This window comes from Campylobacter sp. RM16187, from assembly GCF_025319965.1.
Lineage (GTDB): Bacteria > Campylobacterota > Campylobacteria > Campylobacterales > Campylobacteraceae > Campylobacter_A.
Window position 1 is genome coordinate 1,801,752 of record NZ_CP012549.1, and the last position, 17,128, is coordinate 1,818,879.

Genomic DNA, 17,128 nt, shown 5'->3' on the forward strand with positions numbered 1-17,128 from the left:
ATCGCTTTTAGTCGATTTAAACTCAAATTTCTTACTCGGGATCGTCGCTAAATTCGTTATTTTTAAAAATTTTATAAAAATCAACAAACCATAAAACAAAAGCGATTACGATCAAAGTAGCCGGCAGATGTATATAAAATCCGCTCCAAGCATAGGCGAAAAACCCTCTAAAAATTCCCGCAACCACGACCAAAGCAAAAGCTATCTTGCTAAGAAGCAAAAACTCAAGCTCCTGTCCGCTATGACGAAGCCCTGCGATATTAAAGATAAGCATAATGCTAAATATCATGCCGTTAATCGCAAGGATGTGAAGCATGTTTGTCTCAAGTCCAAGACCCAAAATTCCGCTTATGCCAAAGATAGCGTAAGCAGCCGCCACAAGAAGCTGCATAAGGTAGTAAAACACGATGAAATTATGCCTTAAAAGCTCTTTATAATGCCACTCCTTAAGCTTGGCAAACACCGCTGCGCCACACGCTAAGGCAGCGTAGCTTATCGCGCCGCTTGATTCAAAAAATACGCTTAAAATCAAAAACGCGCAAACGCAGCAAATCGCGATATTTTTGTAGACCAAATTTGGCACAAATACCGCTTCTTCCATATCGCTTTCGCGCTTTATCGCCTCTCGTCCAAGCACCATACTAACGCGAAATGATATAAGCAAAATCGCTATGATATGCAGATGAATTTGTAAATTTAAAAATTTCTCCTCACCGCTTACGAGATAGCAAATTTCAAAGAGCAAAATTCCAAGCAAAAAGCCCATAACTCCGAACTGATCATCATTTTTATCAAGCCAGATCATATAAGCGCAAAGCATCACCAAATACGCCCAAAAAATCGCCATAAAAAGATGAGCAAACCACAAATTTATAAACGCGCAAAAGAAGCTAATAGCAAAAATTCCAAACAAAATATAAGCGTGAATTTTAAGCGACTTAGTAAAATTCGTCCAATCCGTAAGCCCCGTGAGCAAAAATCCAGCATAAGCAAGCGCGCCTACAAGGTGTAAAAATATAAATTTGTGAAGGCTTATAAAATCAACCGGCGCAAAAAATACAGCTCCGCCAAGTGCCGCACAAATAGCGCTTGAAAGGAAAAATATCCGCATAGGATAGGTAAAAAAATCATTAATCATAGTAAATTTTCCCCTTGAAATTCTCGTTTATCACGGCGTTTAAGTAATCAAAGCTTCTATCTTCAAAGCGCTTTTCAAGCTTTAACTTGCGCTCAATGACTGCACCCTTGCTCTCAAGGAAGCAAATTTCATCGCTCATCTTGGCAGCTTCCATCCTATCATGCGTCACAAGCACTACACTCATGCCGTTTTTCACGCGGTTTGCGATCATTTCCATCAAAATTTCTTTCATATCATAATCAAGCCCCGAAAACGGCTCATCCATCAAAAGCAGATCAGGCTCGGTCACGATAGCGCGCACAAAGGCAACCCTTTGGCGCATTCCGCCGCTTAGCTCATCGGGATATTTTCTGGCGTCTTTTTTGCCAAGACCAAGCCTTTCAAAGTAGCTAAGCACCAGATCTACGTCCGGTTTAGCCATAACCAAAAGGACGTTTTCAAGGGCGTTTTTCCACTCTAAAAGGCGGTTTTCCTGAAAAAGATAGGTCGTGCGGGCGAATTTGTTGATTATCTGCCCTTTTCTTGGCTCTATGATACCGGAAATCAGCTTAAGTATCGTGGTCTTACCGCACCCGCTCGCGCCAAAGAGAGTTATGACCTCTCCGCTTTTTATCTCAAGGTTAAAATTTCTTACGACCTTATCGCGCAAAATTTCATATTCTACATTTTTAAGTTCCAGCACTGCCACTCCTTAACGCTTCCAAGGCATGAGAGCGATCTTTAAAGGCTCGATGATGAGGTATTCAAAGAGGATGATAAGCGTGATAACAAGCACTACATAAGCCATCACTTCGGTCGTATCAAGCATGATGCGCGCGCTTGCTATCTTTGCGCCCATTCCTTCATTTGCTCCCAAAAGCTCCGCCATGATGACTATCTTAACGCCCATAGCTACAGCCACACTTAGCGAGCTTATGATATATCCCGTAAGATGAGGGATGTAAAGGTGGCGAATTTTCCTTGCAAGCCCAAGATGATATGCGTCAAACATCTATTTTAGCTCTTCGCTAACGCTCATCATACCGACCGCCGAACTTGCGAAAGTAAGCGGCAAAACAGTTATGATGATAGTAAAGATAGTGCTAAAATTTCCAAATCCGAACCAAAATATCGCCATCACTATCCAAATGATCGGCGGCATAGCCAAAAGCACGGTTATAAGCGGCTTTAAAAGCGAGGCAAAGCTCTTATAAGCGCCGGCAATAAGCCCCAAAGTGATGCCGATAACGCAAGCCGTGCCGACACCCACAAGCGACCTAAAAAGTGTTACATCGATTTCGCTTGCCTTGTATTCAAGCAAAAGCGAATACGCCTTAAGAAATACGACCTTTGGAGCAGGCAGCATAAATTCGCCGAATTTCTCGCTACCAAGCTGCCAAAGAGCGATCAAAAGACATATCGTGGCAAATCCGCTAAATCCGCCCCAAAGATAATCAACCACGCGGTTTATCGCCGCGCGATCTTTTTTAACGTTATCGATTAAAATCATAAAAATAGGCTCTTATCAGGCATTTTTCCGCCTAAAATTTTTGGATTTAGCTCAAACAACACTTCAAAAAAGCTCATCAGCTCATCAGCCAAATCGCTTGCTTTAGTAACGGTTAAATTTGAACGCTCAAATGCGTTTGCAAGAGCGGGTTCCGGTGCAGGCAGATACTGAGCGCCTATCTTAGCGGCACTTTGCTTGTTTTGCAAAATCCACTTAAGAGCATTTTGCAAATCGTTATGAAATACCTCAAAAACCTCTCTGTTAGCGTTATAATAATCCAAACTCACTATAAGACCTGCTTGCGGGATATATGGCTTCACGCCAAAGCTCTCGCCCCAAATTTGAGGCAGATCAAAGCCTACGCTTACATCCACCCCCATCTTTTTGCCCTTAAGTATGGCAGCCGAGCTCATAGGCTCTATGGATAGTGCCGCGTCATAATCCTTTTGTAAAAACAGACCAACCGATTCAGGCGGAGTTTGCACGTAAGTGATATCAATCTTTGAAATATCTATGCCGCGCTTTTTGCAAATGGCGCGAAGCACGAGATCGGGCATGTCGTTTTTAAAAGGCATGATGAGTTTTTTGCCTACCAAATCCTCTATGCTTTTTATACTCGGATCTTTAACTAAGACGTTTTGAAGTCCGTTTGTCATGATGTTTAGCATGCCAAATTTTATGCCTTGGTTGGCTAAATTTACGCCCACATTGCTTGGTGCCGCAGTTAGCTTCATCTCTCCGCTTGCCACGCCTGCACGAAGCTGGTCGGGATTATTCCAAATTCTTAGCTTCATATCGTGAGTTTTGTTAAGCTCGCCTTGCATGGTTGCAACCGCAAGCATAGTGCTTGGGATAGCGGGCATCCCCCAGATGTCAAACCTCTCTTTTGCAAACAAATTTGGAGCAAATGCAGTTACTCCAAGAGCCGCGCCTAAACCTAAGAAATTTCGTCTTTTCATCTTTTATCCTTTATGTTGAATTATTTTTAGCAAAATTTTATATCTTGGATGAGAAATTAATGTTTTGCATATTTTTTAGACCAAGAAAAAATCAAAATCATTAATTCATCGCCAAGAGCAAATCTTCATCGCAAGATGTTTTTGAGTTTTGAAGCAAAATTAGACAAAGCTAGGCAAGTAGCCTGTTACACTGAAAATTTTGCAAAATCTCAAAAAACGCTCGCGAAACAAGCTTTCATCAAAAACTTGAATGAAAGCTCACAAACACCGTCCTACCCGGCGCATTCACTCTCCTTGGATCAAGAGCTGCGACATGATCGCCGCTTATAAACTCCGCATACTCCTTATCAAAGATATTATTTACGCCAAATCTTAGGCCAAATTTGTTCCTAAACTCAACCGCACCGTAAACGTCTATGAGCGTAAACGCTTTTGCTTCTTTGCTGTCTATGCCAAGTCCGGTGCTTTTATCAAAATCGCCTCTGTTTTGCTTGGCTACATATCTAAGCGCACTGCCTAAACTAAAGCTTCCAAAGCTTGCGTAGCTCTTGTAATCAGCTGCCAAATTCGCTTCAAACGGGCGAATTTGATAAAGGGCTCTGCCGTCTGTTTTGTTTTGTCCGTAATTATAAAAAAGCGCCGCTTTTAAGCCGAAATTTTGCAAGAAATTATAGCTTGCGCTTAAATTTGCGCTGTAAATTTGCGCATCCACATTGCGCGAGATAACAGCGTTTTTGTTCATCGGAGCAGGCGCTTTTGAGTGCCTGCGATCATAGATGATGAGATCTTTTACGTCGCTTGCGATAAGATGAGCTTTTATCGCAAAGCTATCCTCGCCCTGCCTTGAGGTTAGATACTCTTTGAAAAACTCGCTTTTATATTCAAGTCCCAAATTTACGCGATTGTGGCGCTCTGGTTTTAAGAAAGGATTTGATATCCAGCCGTTATCAAGCGGTCCGTAAAGGGTGTTAAAGCGCTCCAAGTTTGAAGGCATTCTGCTAATGCTCTCAAGTGCCGCGTAGTAAAGATCCTTTTCATTCGGGCTAAATTCGTATTTCAGGCTCGCGCTTAAAGCCTTATGCTTGATGTCGCCGTCTAAATTTTCGCCGTAAATTGACTTAACCAGCCCTTTTATTGTTGAAATTTGAGGCATAGGCGCTGAGTATGGGTTGTTCGCCGCGCGCAAATTTGAGCTCATCCACTCGTAGTTAAGCGCCAAATTTAGCTTGTTTGCTTCGTTAAATTTATAAGATATCTGCTTTGGTTTTTAACATCACCGAAGCGATATCCGTTAAACACCCATTTGCCGCCCATAAATGCGTATCTTTTGCCCTCGTGCAAATCACGCTGATAGCTAGTGCCTATCATGTTGTGAAAATTGCCAAAATCAGCGTCATAGCTAAGCTTAGCATCAAAAATTTTCCTCTCTACTTCGACTTTTACTTTTTGAGCCGAATTTCTTAGCTCGTAGTTGTTTGCGTTGCGGTTGATATCTCTTAGCATAAGCTCTAAATTTAGCGTATTAGCAAGGCTTTCTTCGCCAAATCTCGCGTTAAATTTAGCTATCTTGCGCTCGGTTTTAACCGCATCTGTCGGGTTGTGAGGCTCTTTTTCGTTTTCTATGTTATCACGCAAAAATGTAAAACGAAATTCGCTTATATCGTTTGGCACAAAGCCCAAAATAGCGCTTTGTCCTTGTCTTGAGTAGCCAAAATCAACTTCCTTGCCTCCGCCGTCTTTGTAACGGTTGCCCTTTGAGAAATTTGCGTTTAAGATGGTGTAGAAATTTGCCGCGCGGTATTTAAAAAGAGCTGAGCTATAAAAATCTCTACCGTAAAATCCGCCTGAAATGTGAAATTTATCCATCGAATCATCAAGCAGATCGGTCACGAAAAAATAATCATCTCTATTTGTTCGCTCAAACTGATGTGCAGGAAATGCGCCCTGAGCGATGTTTGGCATATATGGCTTAGGCGGCGCGAAATCTTTTAGCGGAGTGATATTGTCAGGATTTGCGCCGTTTGCAAAGAGTAAGCCCGCTAACGCGGCGCAACTTAAAACTACTCTCATCTTATATCCTTTTTGTGTGAAATTTATAAAAAATTTGATTTCTTTTAATTTTGATTAAGTATATCATTATTAAGCAGTTAAAGATATTGATATATATCAACTCTAAAATATATATCAAAAACAAATTTGAAATTTAGCTCGATAAATTATAAGCATGGTTTGAAAAGATAAAGGTTTGTAAAGAGAGCCTATACGCCCTCTCTACAAACAAAATTAATAAAAGAAGTTGATTATCTGAGTAGCTATCTTATCTTCTACAAAAGGCATGATGTAGCTTGGAGAATATACGTTTTTATCGCTTTGCACATCAAGTATGGTGCGCTGTTCGCGCTCTTTTGTAGTGATTGAGACGCTAACGGTTGCTTTATAGATGTAGTGGCGAGTGTTGTAGTAATCATCATAAAAAGGATCGCCAAACACTATGCCAACACCGGCTGAGCTCCTGCGTCCAAATGAGCCAAAGCCGTAGCCTAAATTTATAAAGACATTCGGATCTTTTCGCTCCACTCTCTCAAGCATCATAAAATCCCCAAGTATAACTATATCGGCGCGCTTTTTATCAGCTACCGGCACGAAGCCTTTGTTTACAAATTTCTTTTTGACCGTCTCTTCAAGAGTGTTTTGATGGCCTGATGAGTTTTTAAAATTTATAAAAACTGTTCTATTTGCATCTAAATTTGTGATAAACACAGGCGCACTTGAGTTTAGATATAGCTTTGGAGTGCTATTTGTGCTGCAAGCCGCAAAGAAAAAAGCCATAAACAAAAGGAGTAAAATTTGAAGATACCTCATCGCAAATCCTTTTTATCTGATTTTAGACAAATTATAACTCGCTGCGATTAATGAAAGATAAAATGAAAGCTAAATTTTAGAGGATAAAAAGAGAAGAAAAAGGGGCGAATTTGCCCCTTAAATTTAGATAGAAAAGCCTGTATTGCGAAGTGTGACACGTTTGCGATACACGTTTGCAACTTCGGTTGCATCTCCAACCAAAAGAGCATTTGTCGCACAAACAGCCGCACACATAGGCACTTTACCCTCTGCGATACGGTTTTGTCCGTATAGTTCGCGCTCTTCGTGTGAATTTGTCTCTGCCGGACCGCCAGCACACATTGTACACTTATCCATCTCGCCTTTGATACCAAACGCTCCGTCTCTTGGAAACTGCGGCGCACCAAACGGACATGCATATAAGCAGTATCCGCAACCGATACATTTGTTTTTATCGTGAAGAACGATACCGTCCTCACGGATATAAAAGCAGTCCACAGGACAAACTTGCTCGCAAGGAGCGTCGGTGCAGTGCTGGCATGCGATGGTTGTTGAAACCTCTTTGCCTTCAACGCCGTCGTATAGCGTGATAACCTTACGGCGATATACGCCTACAGGAACTTCATGAGCAGAAGAGCAAGCAACTTGACATCCAAAACAACTTATACATCTATCGTTATCTACGAAAAATTTCATTCTTGCCATTACCTACTCCTTACTTCGCTATTTCATCTAAAAAATTGGTTTTAAAGCCCATATCATCAGCTTTTTCCAATCTACACAAGCCTGCGTTATACTCTGAAATTTGAGTTACCGGGTCAAATCCGTAGTTTGTTATGGTATTTGAGCTTTCTCCTGTCGTATAAGGCTTAGTTCCCTCAGGATAGCGGTGACTTAGATCAACACCTTGCATAACTCCTGCGAAGTTATAAGGCAAACAAATTCTATCAGGCGTAACGCTATGATTGTGATAGCATCTTACTTTAATCTTTGTGCCTTGAGGCGAATGAATCCACATCATATCCTTATCTTGGATACCATATTTAAGAGCTAGCTCCGGATTAACATAGGCAAACATCTCAGGCGTAATAGCCGCTAGATATTTACTTGTTCTCTCTAGCATTCCGGCACCGCTCAAGTTTACTAGGCGCATTGAGCTGATAATAGTTGGGAAGTTCTTGCTCCAATCTTGCTCTTGTTGTTCTGATTTAAATTTAACCGCAACACGGAAATTCTTCTTTTGATCATCAATAGCAGGATATTTTTGAACCAAATCCCATCTTGGCGAGTGTAGAGGCTCGCGATGTTTTGGAATTTTATCGATAAATTCCCATACAAATGCACGCGCTCTTGCATTACCAAATGGAGCAACGCCTGCCTCACGGCATTTTTGATTAATAATACCGCTATAATCCATCATCCAGTTGGCACCCATCTTAGATTTTTCTTCCTCTGTTAGAGTGATGCCAAGAACTGTTTCGATATTCTCTTTTGTAATTTGAGGATATCCGCCTTTTACCTTAGAACCCTTTAACTGAACAGCTTCAGAAGCTATTTGACTAACCCCATTATGCTCTAAACCAAAGCGATTTCTAAATCCGCATCCGCCCTCTACATAAGGCTTACTTAGGTCGTAAAGTATTGGTGTTCCAGGATGTTGCTTATCCCAACATGGCCACGGCAAGCTGTAATACTCGCCCTTAACTTCTCCGCCTATACCTATCAAGGTATCAGGGTCGAAATTCTCCCAGTTTTGTTGATGTTTTCTTAATCTTTCAGGCTGCCAACCCTGAAGGCCGATAGATTGCCCCATTCTAGCAAGCTCTCTTGTAGCATCGTCAGGCCATATAAAGCTATCTTTTACCACCTCAAGATTATCATTCATTCTAAGAGATTTTGTATACTCATCATAAAATCCCCATTTTTTTGCAAATTCAAACATAACCTCTTGGTCTGGCTTACTCTCGTATAGCGGATCTACAACCTTTGTTCTCCATTGCGCAGCACGGTTAGTCGCAACAACTATACCTTCGTTTTCAAACTGAGTCGCAACAGGAAGGATGTAAATTCCATCTTTTCTATCACTAAGAATAGCAACTTCGTTTACAAAAGGCTCTGCTATAACAAGCATATCTAGTTTATCGATAGCCTCTTGAATTTTAGATAGGTGAGCCATAGAGGTAATTCCCGTTCCTTGAACCCAAAGAACTTTTAGCTCGCCGCTTGTAAAGGTATCTTCCTCTTTTAAAACACCTTGCCACCATTTAGATAGCGACCAACCTTTTTCATTTCTCCAGTTTCTATCTTCAGGGTTTTTAGGATCGTGATAGAAGTACTCCTCAAATTTCGTTCCTTTAACAGGAGCGCCGCCTTGCTTAGGCTCTTTGGTAGATACCGCAAAGCGTTTTACGAAATCATCAAATTCTACGCCCCAACCTTTACAGAAGTGCTTCCAAGCCGCATCTCCAAGACCATAATATGTAGGAAGAGAATCCGCCAAATTACCCATATCTGTAGCACCTTGAACGTTGTCATGTCCACGAATGATTTGACATCCGCCGCCAGATTTTCCTGCGTTACCAAGCACTAATTGAAGAATAGGGAAAATTCTCGTATTAGAACTACCTATTGAGTGTTGTGTAAGTCCTAAAGACCAAGCAACAGCGGCAGGTTTTGTAGTAGCAAAGATTCTAGTTACCTGGATTAGCTGATCAGCCGGCACTCCCGTAACGTCTTCAACAACCTCAGGTGTCCAGTGTTCGGCCTCTTTGCGAATTTCATCTATTCCGTAAGTTCTATCGCCTATATACTCTTTATCTTCCCATCCGTTTTTAAATATAAGATGTAGCATACCGTAAGCAAACGCTATATCGGTTCCCGGTCTTACTCTCACATAGTGATCGGCTTTGGCAGCTGTTTTAGTAAAGATCGGATCAACAACTATTAATTTTGCATTATTTCTATCTTTAGCTTGAAGGAAGTGCTTCATGCCTCCAACAGGATTTGCAACGGCAGAATTTGCTCCTACAACCATAATAGCCTTAGAATTCGCTGCAATATCTCCAAAGTGGTTTGTCATAGCGCCATAACCCCAAGTATTCGCCGCTCCGGCGACTGATGCGCTGTGTCAAATACGTGCAACGTGATCTATATTGTTTGTGCCCCAAAATGCCGCAAATTTTCTAAAATAGAAAGATTGCTCGTTGCTAAATTTTGCCGAACCTAAAAACTCAACACAGTCAGGTCCATGTTTTTTACGAATTTCAAGCATCTTATCGCCGATTTCGTTAACAGCTGTCTCCCAGCTAATGCGCTCCCATTTGCCGTTAACTTTCTTCATCGGATATTTGATGCGTTGTTTACTCTTTGTAAGATCGATCTGATCGATTCCTTTGCAGCAGTGGCTACCTTGTGATATCGGGTGATACATAGCCATATCTTGGCGTATCCAAACCCCATCTTTAACCTCTGCTTCTATACCACAGCCGGCCGAGCAGATCGAACAAATTGTTCTAACCCTCTTTGAGCCCTCAAAAGGATTTTTAATCTCCTCATTGGTGACCCCTCTTATTGTTTCGTTCTTTCCGAAAGCTACAGTGCTGCCCGCTCCAAGGGCTGCAAGCTTAAGGAAAGAGCGTCTTCCTATACGTGCATCACTCATAGTTTTCTCCCTTAATAAGCGATCTTATAGTAATATTCCCATTCTTTGCTCGTTTTATAGAGCACCTCTTTTTTATTTGATTTTCCTACAACTACACCATTAGAGTCTGATCTTAGACTACCACCGGTACTAGCGATAGCAACTGAAGTAGCAACTACACCTGCTCCAACAGCCCCTATCTTTAGGGATTTTTTAAGAAATTCTCGTCTTGATCCCTCCATTTCCCTCTCCTTTCATTAAAGAATTTAAAAGCAAAATATAACATTCAAATTTAGCATATTTCTATATAAAAATATCTCCAAATAAAAAGTTTTTCGCAGCAAAAGCCCTAAAAAACTTTTTATGCAAATTTAGCATATCTTATAATTATAAATAGTAAAGAAGTTGTATTAAGTATTATTCTTAAAATATATTTAAAAATATAAAAAAATAATTATAGGAATAGAAATAAATTTTAAAAATAGTTTATCGGATGTTTTTATTAAATTTATTGGCAGCTGAAATTGATTTACGATTAAATGGATACAAAGGCTTTGAAAAAATCAAAGCCTTATAAATTTAGTTTTTTATTTTTTAAGATCTTCCAGATTGATTATGAACGGTACGCTTCTAACGCCTGCAGCAAGATATTTAGTGCGAAGCTCATCCATTTTTTTAACATCATCCTCGCTTACAGCTTTTTGATCTACCGTATAATCAGGCGCAAAGTATTTTCTTAGAGCCTTTATCTTTTCACTATCGCTCTTTGCGGCTGCCGTATCTTTATATACCAAGAAACTCTTTTGAAGAGCTGTTGTATCATGCACTGGAGTTAGTATGATTTGCACATTAGACTCTTTTAAAGTACCCTCTATCTTATCAAGTTCGGCCCTACAGTATGGACACTCTGGATCCGAAAAAACTACTATAGTAGGCTTTTTGCTGTCATTTCCTAAGGAGATGATATTTTTCTTATCCTCTTTATTATAAACTGCGGCTAAATTTTTAACAGTTATCTTTTGTTGGAAATCTCTAGAGTATGATTTGTGCTCTTTTAGATCGAAAATTTCAGGAAATAAAAAATCACCTTTTGTAAATACTACATCATGCTGAGAGTTTTTGCCATCACTTATAGTTACGGTAACTACCTCTATATCTGATTTATCAGATACTTTTTGGCGATCGCTTACTGTAATACTTACGCCTTGTTTTCCGCCTATCATAGCGTTATAAAAATCCTTTATCTGAACATCGCTCGCACCAAAAACCGCACTAGCAGCAACCAAAGAGGCTACAACAATTTTTTTCATTTTTTACCTTCTTGTTAAAATTTCGAGGATTATAATAATTTTTTTTAAACGGATATGCAATCACTTTTTGATAACTCTATCGTTGCCCTTTTTAATAATATCCGGCATAGTATCTAAATATTCAAGATAGGCTATTACATATTTTCTGCTCAAATTTAGATGCTCTTTTGCATTTGTCACATTTACAAAACCCTCTTTTTTGATAATCTCTCTTAGTCTTTTGCAAGCCTCGTTTAAAGCTTTTGTAGTTACAAAAAGATTGTGCGCCAGCCTTACCACTCGGCTTATTCCGGTTAGTTTTTTAAGCGCATTATCTCCTGTGATCCTATCTATCTCAAGCTCATCATAGATATTATAAGGTGCATCTGGAGCCAAATTTGCACTCTCTAAAATTTTATAAATTCTCTCCTCTATCTTTACCTTTAGTTCCGTTATATCAATGCCTATCTTTGTATATACGCCATCATTTTGAGCTATCAGATTCGCACTTTTTAGCTCATCTATAGCCCTTTGGCACAGCTCCTCGCTTGCCCAATTTAGCTTTAAAGCCACTGATGTAGCTGAAAATATCGCATATTGATTTTTTTCTATCATAAATTTTATTACTGCTTTTACCCTATCTATGGCACTTAAATCATAGATGTTTAGAGCGTTTTCATCTACGTATGAATTTGGAATTTGCCTTGCTACTTTTAAAGCCTCTTCATGATTAAGACCGAATCTTTGATACGAAGATATGATACCAAAGCCATTTTTATGCGAATTTTTAAGTATATTAAATGCGTTTACAAAGTCCTTTTTGAGCAAGAAATTTAAAAACTCGATTTTCAATTGTTTTTTAAGCGGTTCGTTTATCGGATTTAAGACCCTTCCGCCGCCTATCACACGAGAATTGGCTATCAAAACAAAAGGTTCATCAAATTTTAAAAACATATCCTTATCAAATTTAAATGTCACGAAATAGCTATCGTTTTTCTGAGTTAAAATCAGCACTTTAGCGCTAATTGATCTAGCTCCCACGCAAAAAGTAACGCTTTCATTATGTATTAAATTTTTTGCAATTACTATACAATCAGTCTCTTTAAAGCCTCTAAAAAATCCCTTTTTACTTAGCAACTGACCCTTTTTAAGCTCGCTTAGTTCAATTCCGGTTAAATTTAATGCCACACGGTTGCTTTGATGAGCCATATCTACGAAACGATCGTGGATCTGAACGCTTCTTACCTGCACCTCTTTGTTTGCACCGTAGTTAAATAGCTTCTCATTTTTTCTAACGCTTCCTTCTATCACGGTTCCGGTTACGACATTTCCGATACCCTTTACACTAAAGACCCTATCTATGTAGTAGCGAAAAACACCGTCTTCGCTAAGTTTTTTAGCTTGTAAAGTAAAAAGATAGTTTCTAAGCTCGTCAATACTGGATTTGTCTTTTATACTGACTCTAAAAATTTCTAAAATTTCAAGATTTTGATAGCTTTTTATAGCCTCTCTTATCTCATTCTCTCTTTGGTCTAAAAGCTCTTTAGAAACCAAATCACTCTTTGTTATCGCAACTATCAAAGACTTTACGCTAAGTAAATTTAAAATTTGTAAATGTTCTAAACTTTGAGGCATAAGCCCGTCATCCGCCGCTACAACAAATAAGCATGCATCAAATCCATATGCGCCACTTATCATGGTTTTAACCAGGCTTTCATGGCCAGGCACATCGATAAAAGCGATATTAGAATCGCCTCTGCTTAAATTTGAGAAGCTAAGATCTATCGTGATGCCACGCTTCTTCTCCTCTTCAAGTCCATCTCCTTCAAAGCCGTTTAGCTCCTTTATAAGAGCTGTCTTACCATGATCTATATGTCCGGCTGTTCCTATTATCAAGCTATTCATTCGCTTCTCCTATCTCGTTTATCGCTTCTATAAGCTCCTTTAAATCGCTATCCAAAACACTTCTTAAATCAAGTAAAAATTCTCCATTTTCGATACGACCTATTACATTCTTCTTTCTAAATTTTAATTCGTTGAAATTTGCATCACCGCTTAAAGCCAAAGCCACACTAGGAATAGCCTTGTTTGGCATAGTTCCTCCGCCTACAAAGGTCTTAGTATCTACTACTTTTAGTGGGGATTTTAAATTTTCATTGATTTTATTCGCCAACTCTTTAAGCTCGTCAATGCTTTTATAAAGATATTTTAAAGTGGTTATAAGCTCAAATTCACGGTTTATATACGCCTTTACACTCTCGCTTAAAATTGAAATTATCACCTTATCTACGCGAAGCATTCGTAAAAGTTGGTTTTTCTTAAGCTTTTCTACCAGCTCTTTTTTGCCTAAAATTATTCCGCACTGCACAGAGCCAAAGAGCTTATCTCCACTAAAACTAACAAGCGAGACGCCATTTTTAGCCAGGCTTGCCAAACTAATCTCTTTATGCTCAAGCCCATAAGGCAAACTCCCTATATATCCGCTTCCAAGATCGTAATAATCCAATATATCATGCTTTCTAGCCAAATTTGAAAGCTCGCTCATATCAACTTCTTTGCTAAAGCCTACAATATCAAAATTTGAGCGATGCACTTTTAAAATCATTTTGGAATTTTCACCGATAGCGCTCTTGTAATCATCTATATTTGTCTTGTTGGTAGTGCCTATCTCTTTTAAAATTGCTCCCGAATTTAGCATCACTTCAGGCACTCTAAAACCGCCTCCGATTTCGACCAGTTCGCCCCTACTGATAATGGCTTCGCCATTTTTTGCAAAGGTATTTAGCACCAAAAATACCGCACTTGCGTTGTTGTTTACTACAATAGCATCTTCAAAACCAAATAAATTTGCCAAAAGTGATCCGACATAGTCATAACGATTAGATCTAGCACCTTTATCAAGGCTATATTCTAAATTTGAATATGAGCAGATAATATCTTTGGCTCTATTTAAAATTTCTTGATCTATAACGCTTCTTCCAAGGTTTGTATGCACTATGACACCAGTTGCATTTATCACTTTTTGAAGTGATGATCTTTGAAATTTTTCATATCTTTTTAGGATATTTTTTATAATTTTTTCAAATTCAGCGCATGGCTTACCAAGTGAAATTTGAGCTCTTTGAAACTCTATCTCATCTCTTGCAATCTCGGTTACAAAAGACGAAATTTTATCTTTAAACTCTGGACATTTTAATATCTTATCAATCTGCGGAAGCTTCTTAAATTCGCTCATAAAGCACTCTCCAAGTAATTTTGTTTTACTGCACAAATTGTATCATAAACTAAAACAATCTTTAGCTTTAATATAAAAAATAGATTAAAAAATTCAGTACCTATTAATGGCATAAATAATAAAATGCAGTAGTTTTTGATAATGGGAGAACAAAAAATGAAAGAATTTGGCTTTTATAACGATTTTGACGATACCATTATGCTAAATGAGCAGATTGATATATCAAAAGAGGGCGAATACCTTGTATCAAATTCGCCAAAACTAAAGGCGAATGTAGTAGCCAACGAGATAAATTTTTACTTAAAAAATAGCGAAGATAGCGTGCTTGATAAGGCTAAAAATACACTCTTACTATATGAGGCTAGAGCCAATGCATTTGACTTGGCCAGAGATGTGGATCACGAAAAAACAGTCGGTAAAAACGTAGTATTGGTAAGCAACGTAGGACGTGAAAATTTAGCCAATCTACTTAAAGAAAACGGATTTAAAGTTATTGAGCTTACTCACTTTGAAGTAAAATTTCTATATGGCGCAGCCGGCGAACTAAGTGTCATAGTGCTTCGCGCAAACGATGAATTCGAGATAGATTGCGACTTTTTACTCGTTGAAAACGCAAGAGATTATATGTTAAAACAGAGTGGCTGTTATGAAATAGCTAATATGAGCGATGAAGATGCTTTAAATTTACTAAACGAAAAAAGTCCAAGTTTTAAATACAAAACCCATATAAGCTATGACTCCACAATCTGTCAATACCATGAGCGCAGACAAGAAATTTGCGGCAGATGTGCAGAAGTATGCCCTACGGTAGCGATACTAAAAGAAGATGAGACAAAACACCTTGTATTCTCTCATATAGACTGTTTGGGCTGTGGGGGATGTATTAGCGTATGCCCTAGCGGAGCGCTTGATTATTCGCATATGCCTAGAAATTCGTTTGTAGATACCGCAAAGATGTACAAAGGTAAAATTCCGCTTATAATTCCAAAGAAAATGAATTTAGAAAAATTAAGTCTAAAGCTACCTCAAAATGTGCTTCCATTTGCAATAGAGGGAGAAAAATGGCTTCATGAATCTCACTTTATGACTCTTTTGCAAGAGAGTGGCTCTAGCGTGATCTTTTATACGGACTTTGCAAGTAAAGGCACAAAAGATGCAATCTTAATCGTAAATCAAATTTATAACATCAAATTTAACCGCCAGGCAATTGAGGTAGCGATGAATGAAAGCGAACTAAAAGATGCTTTACAAAGAGCCTCTTTAATAGATGGCTCGCAGCATTCAATGAGTGAATACGCTATACCTAAGCGCGAAATTTTCGCAAAACGCTTAGAGTGGTTTGTCGGAGGCGAAAATTTAGGAGTAGTAAAAACCGGAGAAAATATCAGCTACGGAACAGTAGAGATAAACCGCGATAGCTGCACTCTATGTCTAAGCTGTGTTGGAGCTTGTAACGTAAGCGCGTTAGTAGCAGATAGTAAAACAAACTCGATAATGTTTAACCCAAGCATTTGCACCAACTGCGGATATTGCGAGTTAAGTTGTGCGGAGAAAGATACGATAGTATTAAAACGAGGTCAAATAGAACTTAAGCCTGAATACTTCGTATACAACGAACTTGCAAAAGATGAATTGTTCGCATGTATAGAGTGCGGCAAAGAATTTGCAACCAAAAAGGCTGTCGAAAAAATCGCTGCGATTATGTCGCCTAAATTTGCAAACGATCCGGTTAAGCTAAAAACTCTATATTGCTGCTCCGATTGCAAGGCAAAAGTAATGGTAAAAGCACAAATCGAAGCTATGCACAAGGATATATTAAATGGATAAAAATATAACAAAAGCAAGGGCATACCTTTATGAATTTTTATCGTTTCCTCTATTTTTCCATGAAAATGATGAGAAATTTAAAATATGGAAGAGTCAACTTGAGTATTTAGCGCAAAATCCATTAACAGAAGAGATGGATCAGGCGTTTAAAAATTTACAAGCATTTGATTTTGATGCTTTTTTAAAAGAACAAAACGAGGTTTTATTTGATCTCGCCTACTCAAACATACCTCTTAACGCCTCATTTTACGAGGACGGAAGAGATGACGGCGCAGCTAGACTTAGAACCATAGAGTGCCTGAAACTCAGTCCTTATCGCCGCAATAGTGAGATTTGCAAAGATAGTGAAGATTTTATTGGATTTGTATTTCTCATTATGGCTACATTTTTAAACGACGAGATTAATGGTGCGAAAAACATTAGCGAAAAACTATTTAAAGAGGTTGTAAATAACTTTTCAGATGAGTTTGCTTCACTTTTGCAAAAGCATAAAAGTGCAAATTTTTTCAACTCTTACGCTAAGCTAGTGGAGATTTTAATACAAATCGATAGAGTTTTATTGGCAGTTGAAGCGCCTGTTAAACCCGAAGGCGATAGCGTTGCCGTAGCATCTATGAAAAAAGAGCCGTTCCAAAGCAAGATGCCAACAGCAAAAACAAAGCTTAGATGGGAAGAGTTTACTCCTGTTATTCAAGATGAGCTCTAAGCAG

General features: G+C 38.9%; 16 protein-coding genes. 2 read left to right on the forward strand and 14 right to left on the reverse strand.

Annotated features, from left to right (window positions below):
• Nucleotides 1-31: 31 nt before the first annotated feature.
• From CDOMF_RS09625 to selA, 14 genes are all read right to left on the reverse strand, one after another.
• The gene (locus CDOMF_RS09625; protein ID WP_260951777.1) at nucleotides 32-1,138 is read right to left on the reverse strand and encodes an NnrS family protein; all 1,107 of its coding nucleotides are present in this window, start codon (nucleotides 1,136-1,138) and stop codon (nucleotides 32-34) included.
• Nucleotides 1,131-1,820 carry an ABC transporter ATP-binding protein gene (locus tag CDOMF_RS09630; protein WP_260951778.1) on the reverse strand — a complete coding sequence of 230 codons (690 nt, stop codon included), beginning with the start codon at nucleotides 1,818-1,820 and terminating at the stop codon, nucleotides 1,131-1,133. Before CDOMF_RS09630 ends, CDOMF_RS09625 begins: the two co-directional genes overlap by 8 nt.
• A 9-nt stretch (nucleotides 1,821-1,829) precedes the next feature.
• Nucleotides 1,830-2,129, reverse strand: coding sequence for an ABC transporter permease subunit (locus CDOMF_RS09635; RefSeq protein WP_260951779.1), 300 nt, complete (start codon nucleotides 2,127-2,129; stop codon nucleotides 1,830-1,832).
• Nucleotides 2,130-2,627 (reverse strand): ABC transporter permease, encoded by a 498-nt coding sequence (locus tag CDOMF_RS09640; protein WP_260951780.1) that lies wholly within the window; start codon nucleotides 2,625-2,627, stop codon nucleotides 2,130-2,132.
• Nucleotides 2,624-3,586, reverse strand: a complete 963-nt coding sequence (locus CDOMF_RS09645; RefSeq protein WP_260951782.1) for an ABC transporter substrate-binding protein — start codon at nucleotides 3,584-3,586, stop codon at nucleotides 2,624-2,626. Before CDOMF_RS09645 ends, CDOMF_RS09640 begins: the two co-directional genes overlap by 4 nt.
• A gap of 238 nt (nucleotides 3,587-3,824) precedes the next feature.
• Nucleotides 3,825-4,805 carry a TonB-dependent receptor domain-containing protein gene (locus CDOMF_RS09650; RefSeq protein WP_260951783.1) on the reverse strand — a complete coding sequence of 327 codons (981 nt, stop codon included), beginning with the start codon at nucleotides 4,803-4,805 and terminating at the stop codon, nucleotides 3,825-3,827.
• Nucleotides 4,806-4,807: 2 nt separating this feature from the next.
• Nucleotides 4,808-5,656: a hypothetical protein gene (locus CDOMF_RS09655; protein WP_260951784.1), complete on the reverse strand. Its 849-nt coding sequence runs from the start codon at nucleotides 5,654-5,656 to the stop codon at nucleotides 4,808-4,810.
• Between the two features lie 213 nt (nucleotides 5,657-5,869).
• Nucleotides 5,870-6,448 carry a complement resistance protein TraT gene (gene traT, locus CDOMF_RS09660; protein WP_170000833.1) on the reverse strand — a complete coding sequence of 193 codons (579 nt, stop codon included), beginning with the start codon at nucleotides 6,446-6,448 and terminating at the stop codon, nucleotides 5,870-5,872.
• Between the two features lie 123 nt (nucleotides 6,449-6,571).
• A complete protein-coding gene (gene fdh3B, locus CDOMF_RS09665) occupies nucleotides 6,572-7,132 on the reverse strand; it encodes a formate dehydrogenase FDH3 subunit beta (RefSeq protein WP_260951785.1) in 561 nt (186 codons plus the stop codon).
• A gap of 10 nt (nucleotides 7,133-7,142) precedes the next feature.
• Nucleotides 7,143-10,088 (reverse strand): formate dehydrogenase subunit alpha, encoded by a 2,946-nt coding sequence (locus CDOMF_RS09670; protein WP_260951786.1) that lies wholly within the window; start codon nucleotides 10,086-10,088, stop codon nucleotides 7,143-7,145.
• Between the two features lie 11 nt (nucleotides 10,089-10,099).
• A complete protein-coding gene (locus tag CDOMF_RS09675) occupies nucleotides 10,100-10,309 on the reverse strand; it encodes a twin-arginine translocation signal domain-containing protein (protein WP_260951787.1) in 210 nt (69 codons plus the stop codon).
• Between the two features lie 345 nt (nucleotides 10,310-10,654).
• Nucleotides 10,655-11,377: a thioredoxin fold domain-containing protein gene (locus CDOMF_RS09680; RefSeq protein ID WP_260951788.1), complete on the reverse strand. Its 723-nt coding sequence runs from the start codon at nucleotides 11,375-11,377 to the stop codon at nucleotides 10,655-10,657.
• 60 nt (nucleotides 11,378-11,437) lie between these two features.
• A complete protein-coding gene (gene selB, locus CDOMF_RS09685; protein WP_260951789.1) occupies nucleotides 11,438-13,261 on the reverse strand; it encodes a selenocysteine-specific translation elongation factor in 1,824 nt (607 codons plus the stop codon).
• Nucleotides 13,254-14,591 (reverse strand): L-seryl-tRNA(Sec) selenium transferase, encoded by a 1,338-nt coding sequence (selA, locus tag CDOMF_RS09690; protein WP_260951790.1) that lies wholly within the window; start codon nucleotides 14,589-14,591, stop codon nucleotides 13,254-13,256. The genes selB and selA overlap by 8 nt, the downstream gene beginning before the upstream one ends.
• 156 nt (nucleotides 14,592-14,747) lie before the next feature.
• Between selA and CDOMF_RS09695 the strand changes: the two genes are divergently transcribed.
• Nucleotides 14,748-16,418, forward strand: coding sequence for a 4Fe-4S dicluster domain-containing protein (locus CDOMF_RS09695; protein ID WP_260953179.1), 1,671 nt, complete (start codon nucleotides 14,748-14,750; stop codon nucleotides 16,416-16,418).
• Entirely contained in the window at nucleotides 16,411-17,124 is a 714-nt protein-coding gene (locus tag CDOMF_RS09700) for a TorD/DmsD family molecular chaperone (protein ID WP_260951791.1), read from the forward strand. The genes CDOMF_RS09695 and CDOMF_RS09700 overlap by 8 nt, the downstream gene beginning before the upstream one ends.
• Nucleotides 17,125-17,128: the final 4 nt, after the last annotated feature.

Coding starts and splice junctions, on each gene's coding strand:
- CDOMF_RS09655 (WP_260951784.1), bottom strand. CDS start 5,656: ATGAGAGTAGTTTTAAGTTGCGCCGCGTTAGCGGGCTTACTCTTTGCA.
- selA (WP_260951790.1), bottom strand. CDS start 14,591: ATGAGCGAATTTAAGAAGCTTCCGCAGATTGATAAGATATTAAAATGT.
- CDOMF_RS09635 (WP_260951779.1), bottom strand. CDS start 2,129: ATGTTTGACGCATATCATCTTGGGCTTGCAAGGAAAATTCGCCACCTT.
- traT (WP_170000833.1), bottom strand. CDS start 6,448: ATGAGGTATCTTCAAATTTTACTCCTTTTGTTTATGGCTTTTTTCTTT.
- CDOMF_RS09640 (WP_260951780.1), bottom strand. CDS start 2,627: ATGATTTTAATCGATAACGTTAAAAAAGATCGCGCGGCGATAAACCGC.
- CDOMF_RS09695 (WP_260953179.1), top strand. CDS start 14,748: ATGAAAGAATTTGGCTTTTATAACGATTTTGACGATACCATTATGCTA.
- selB (WP_260951789.1), bottom strand. CDS start 13,261: ATGAATAGCTTGATAATAGGAACAGCCGGACATATAGATCATGGTAAG.
- CDOMF_RS09675 (WP_260951787.1), bottom strand. CDS start 10,309: ATGGAGGGATCAAGACGAGAATTTCTTAAAAAATCCCTAAAGATAGGG.
- CDOMF_RS09680 (WP_260951788.1), bottom strand. CDS start 11,377: ATGAAAAAAATTGTTGTAGCCTCTTTGGTTGCTGCTAGTGCGGTTTTT.
- fdh3B (WP_260951785.1), bottom strand. CDS start 7,132: ATGGCAAGAATGAAATTTTTCGTAGATAACGATAGATGTATAAGTTGT.
- CDOMF_RS09625 (WP_260951777.1), bottom strand. CDS start 1,138: ATGATTAATGATTTTTTTACCTATCCTATGCGGATATTTTTCCTTTCA.
- CDOMF_RS09700 (WP_260951791.1), top strand. CDS start 16,411: ATGGATAAAAATATAACAAAAGCAAGGGCATACCTTTATGAATTTTTA.
- CDOMF_RS09645 (WP_260951782.1), bottom strand. CDS start 3,586: ATGAAAAGACGAAATTTCTTAGGTTTAGGCGCGGCTCTTGGAGTAACT.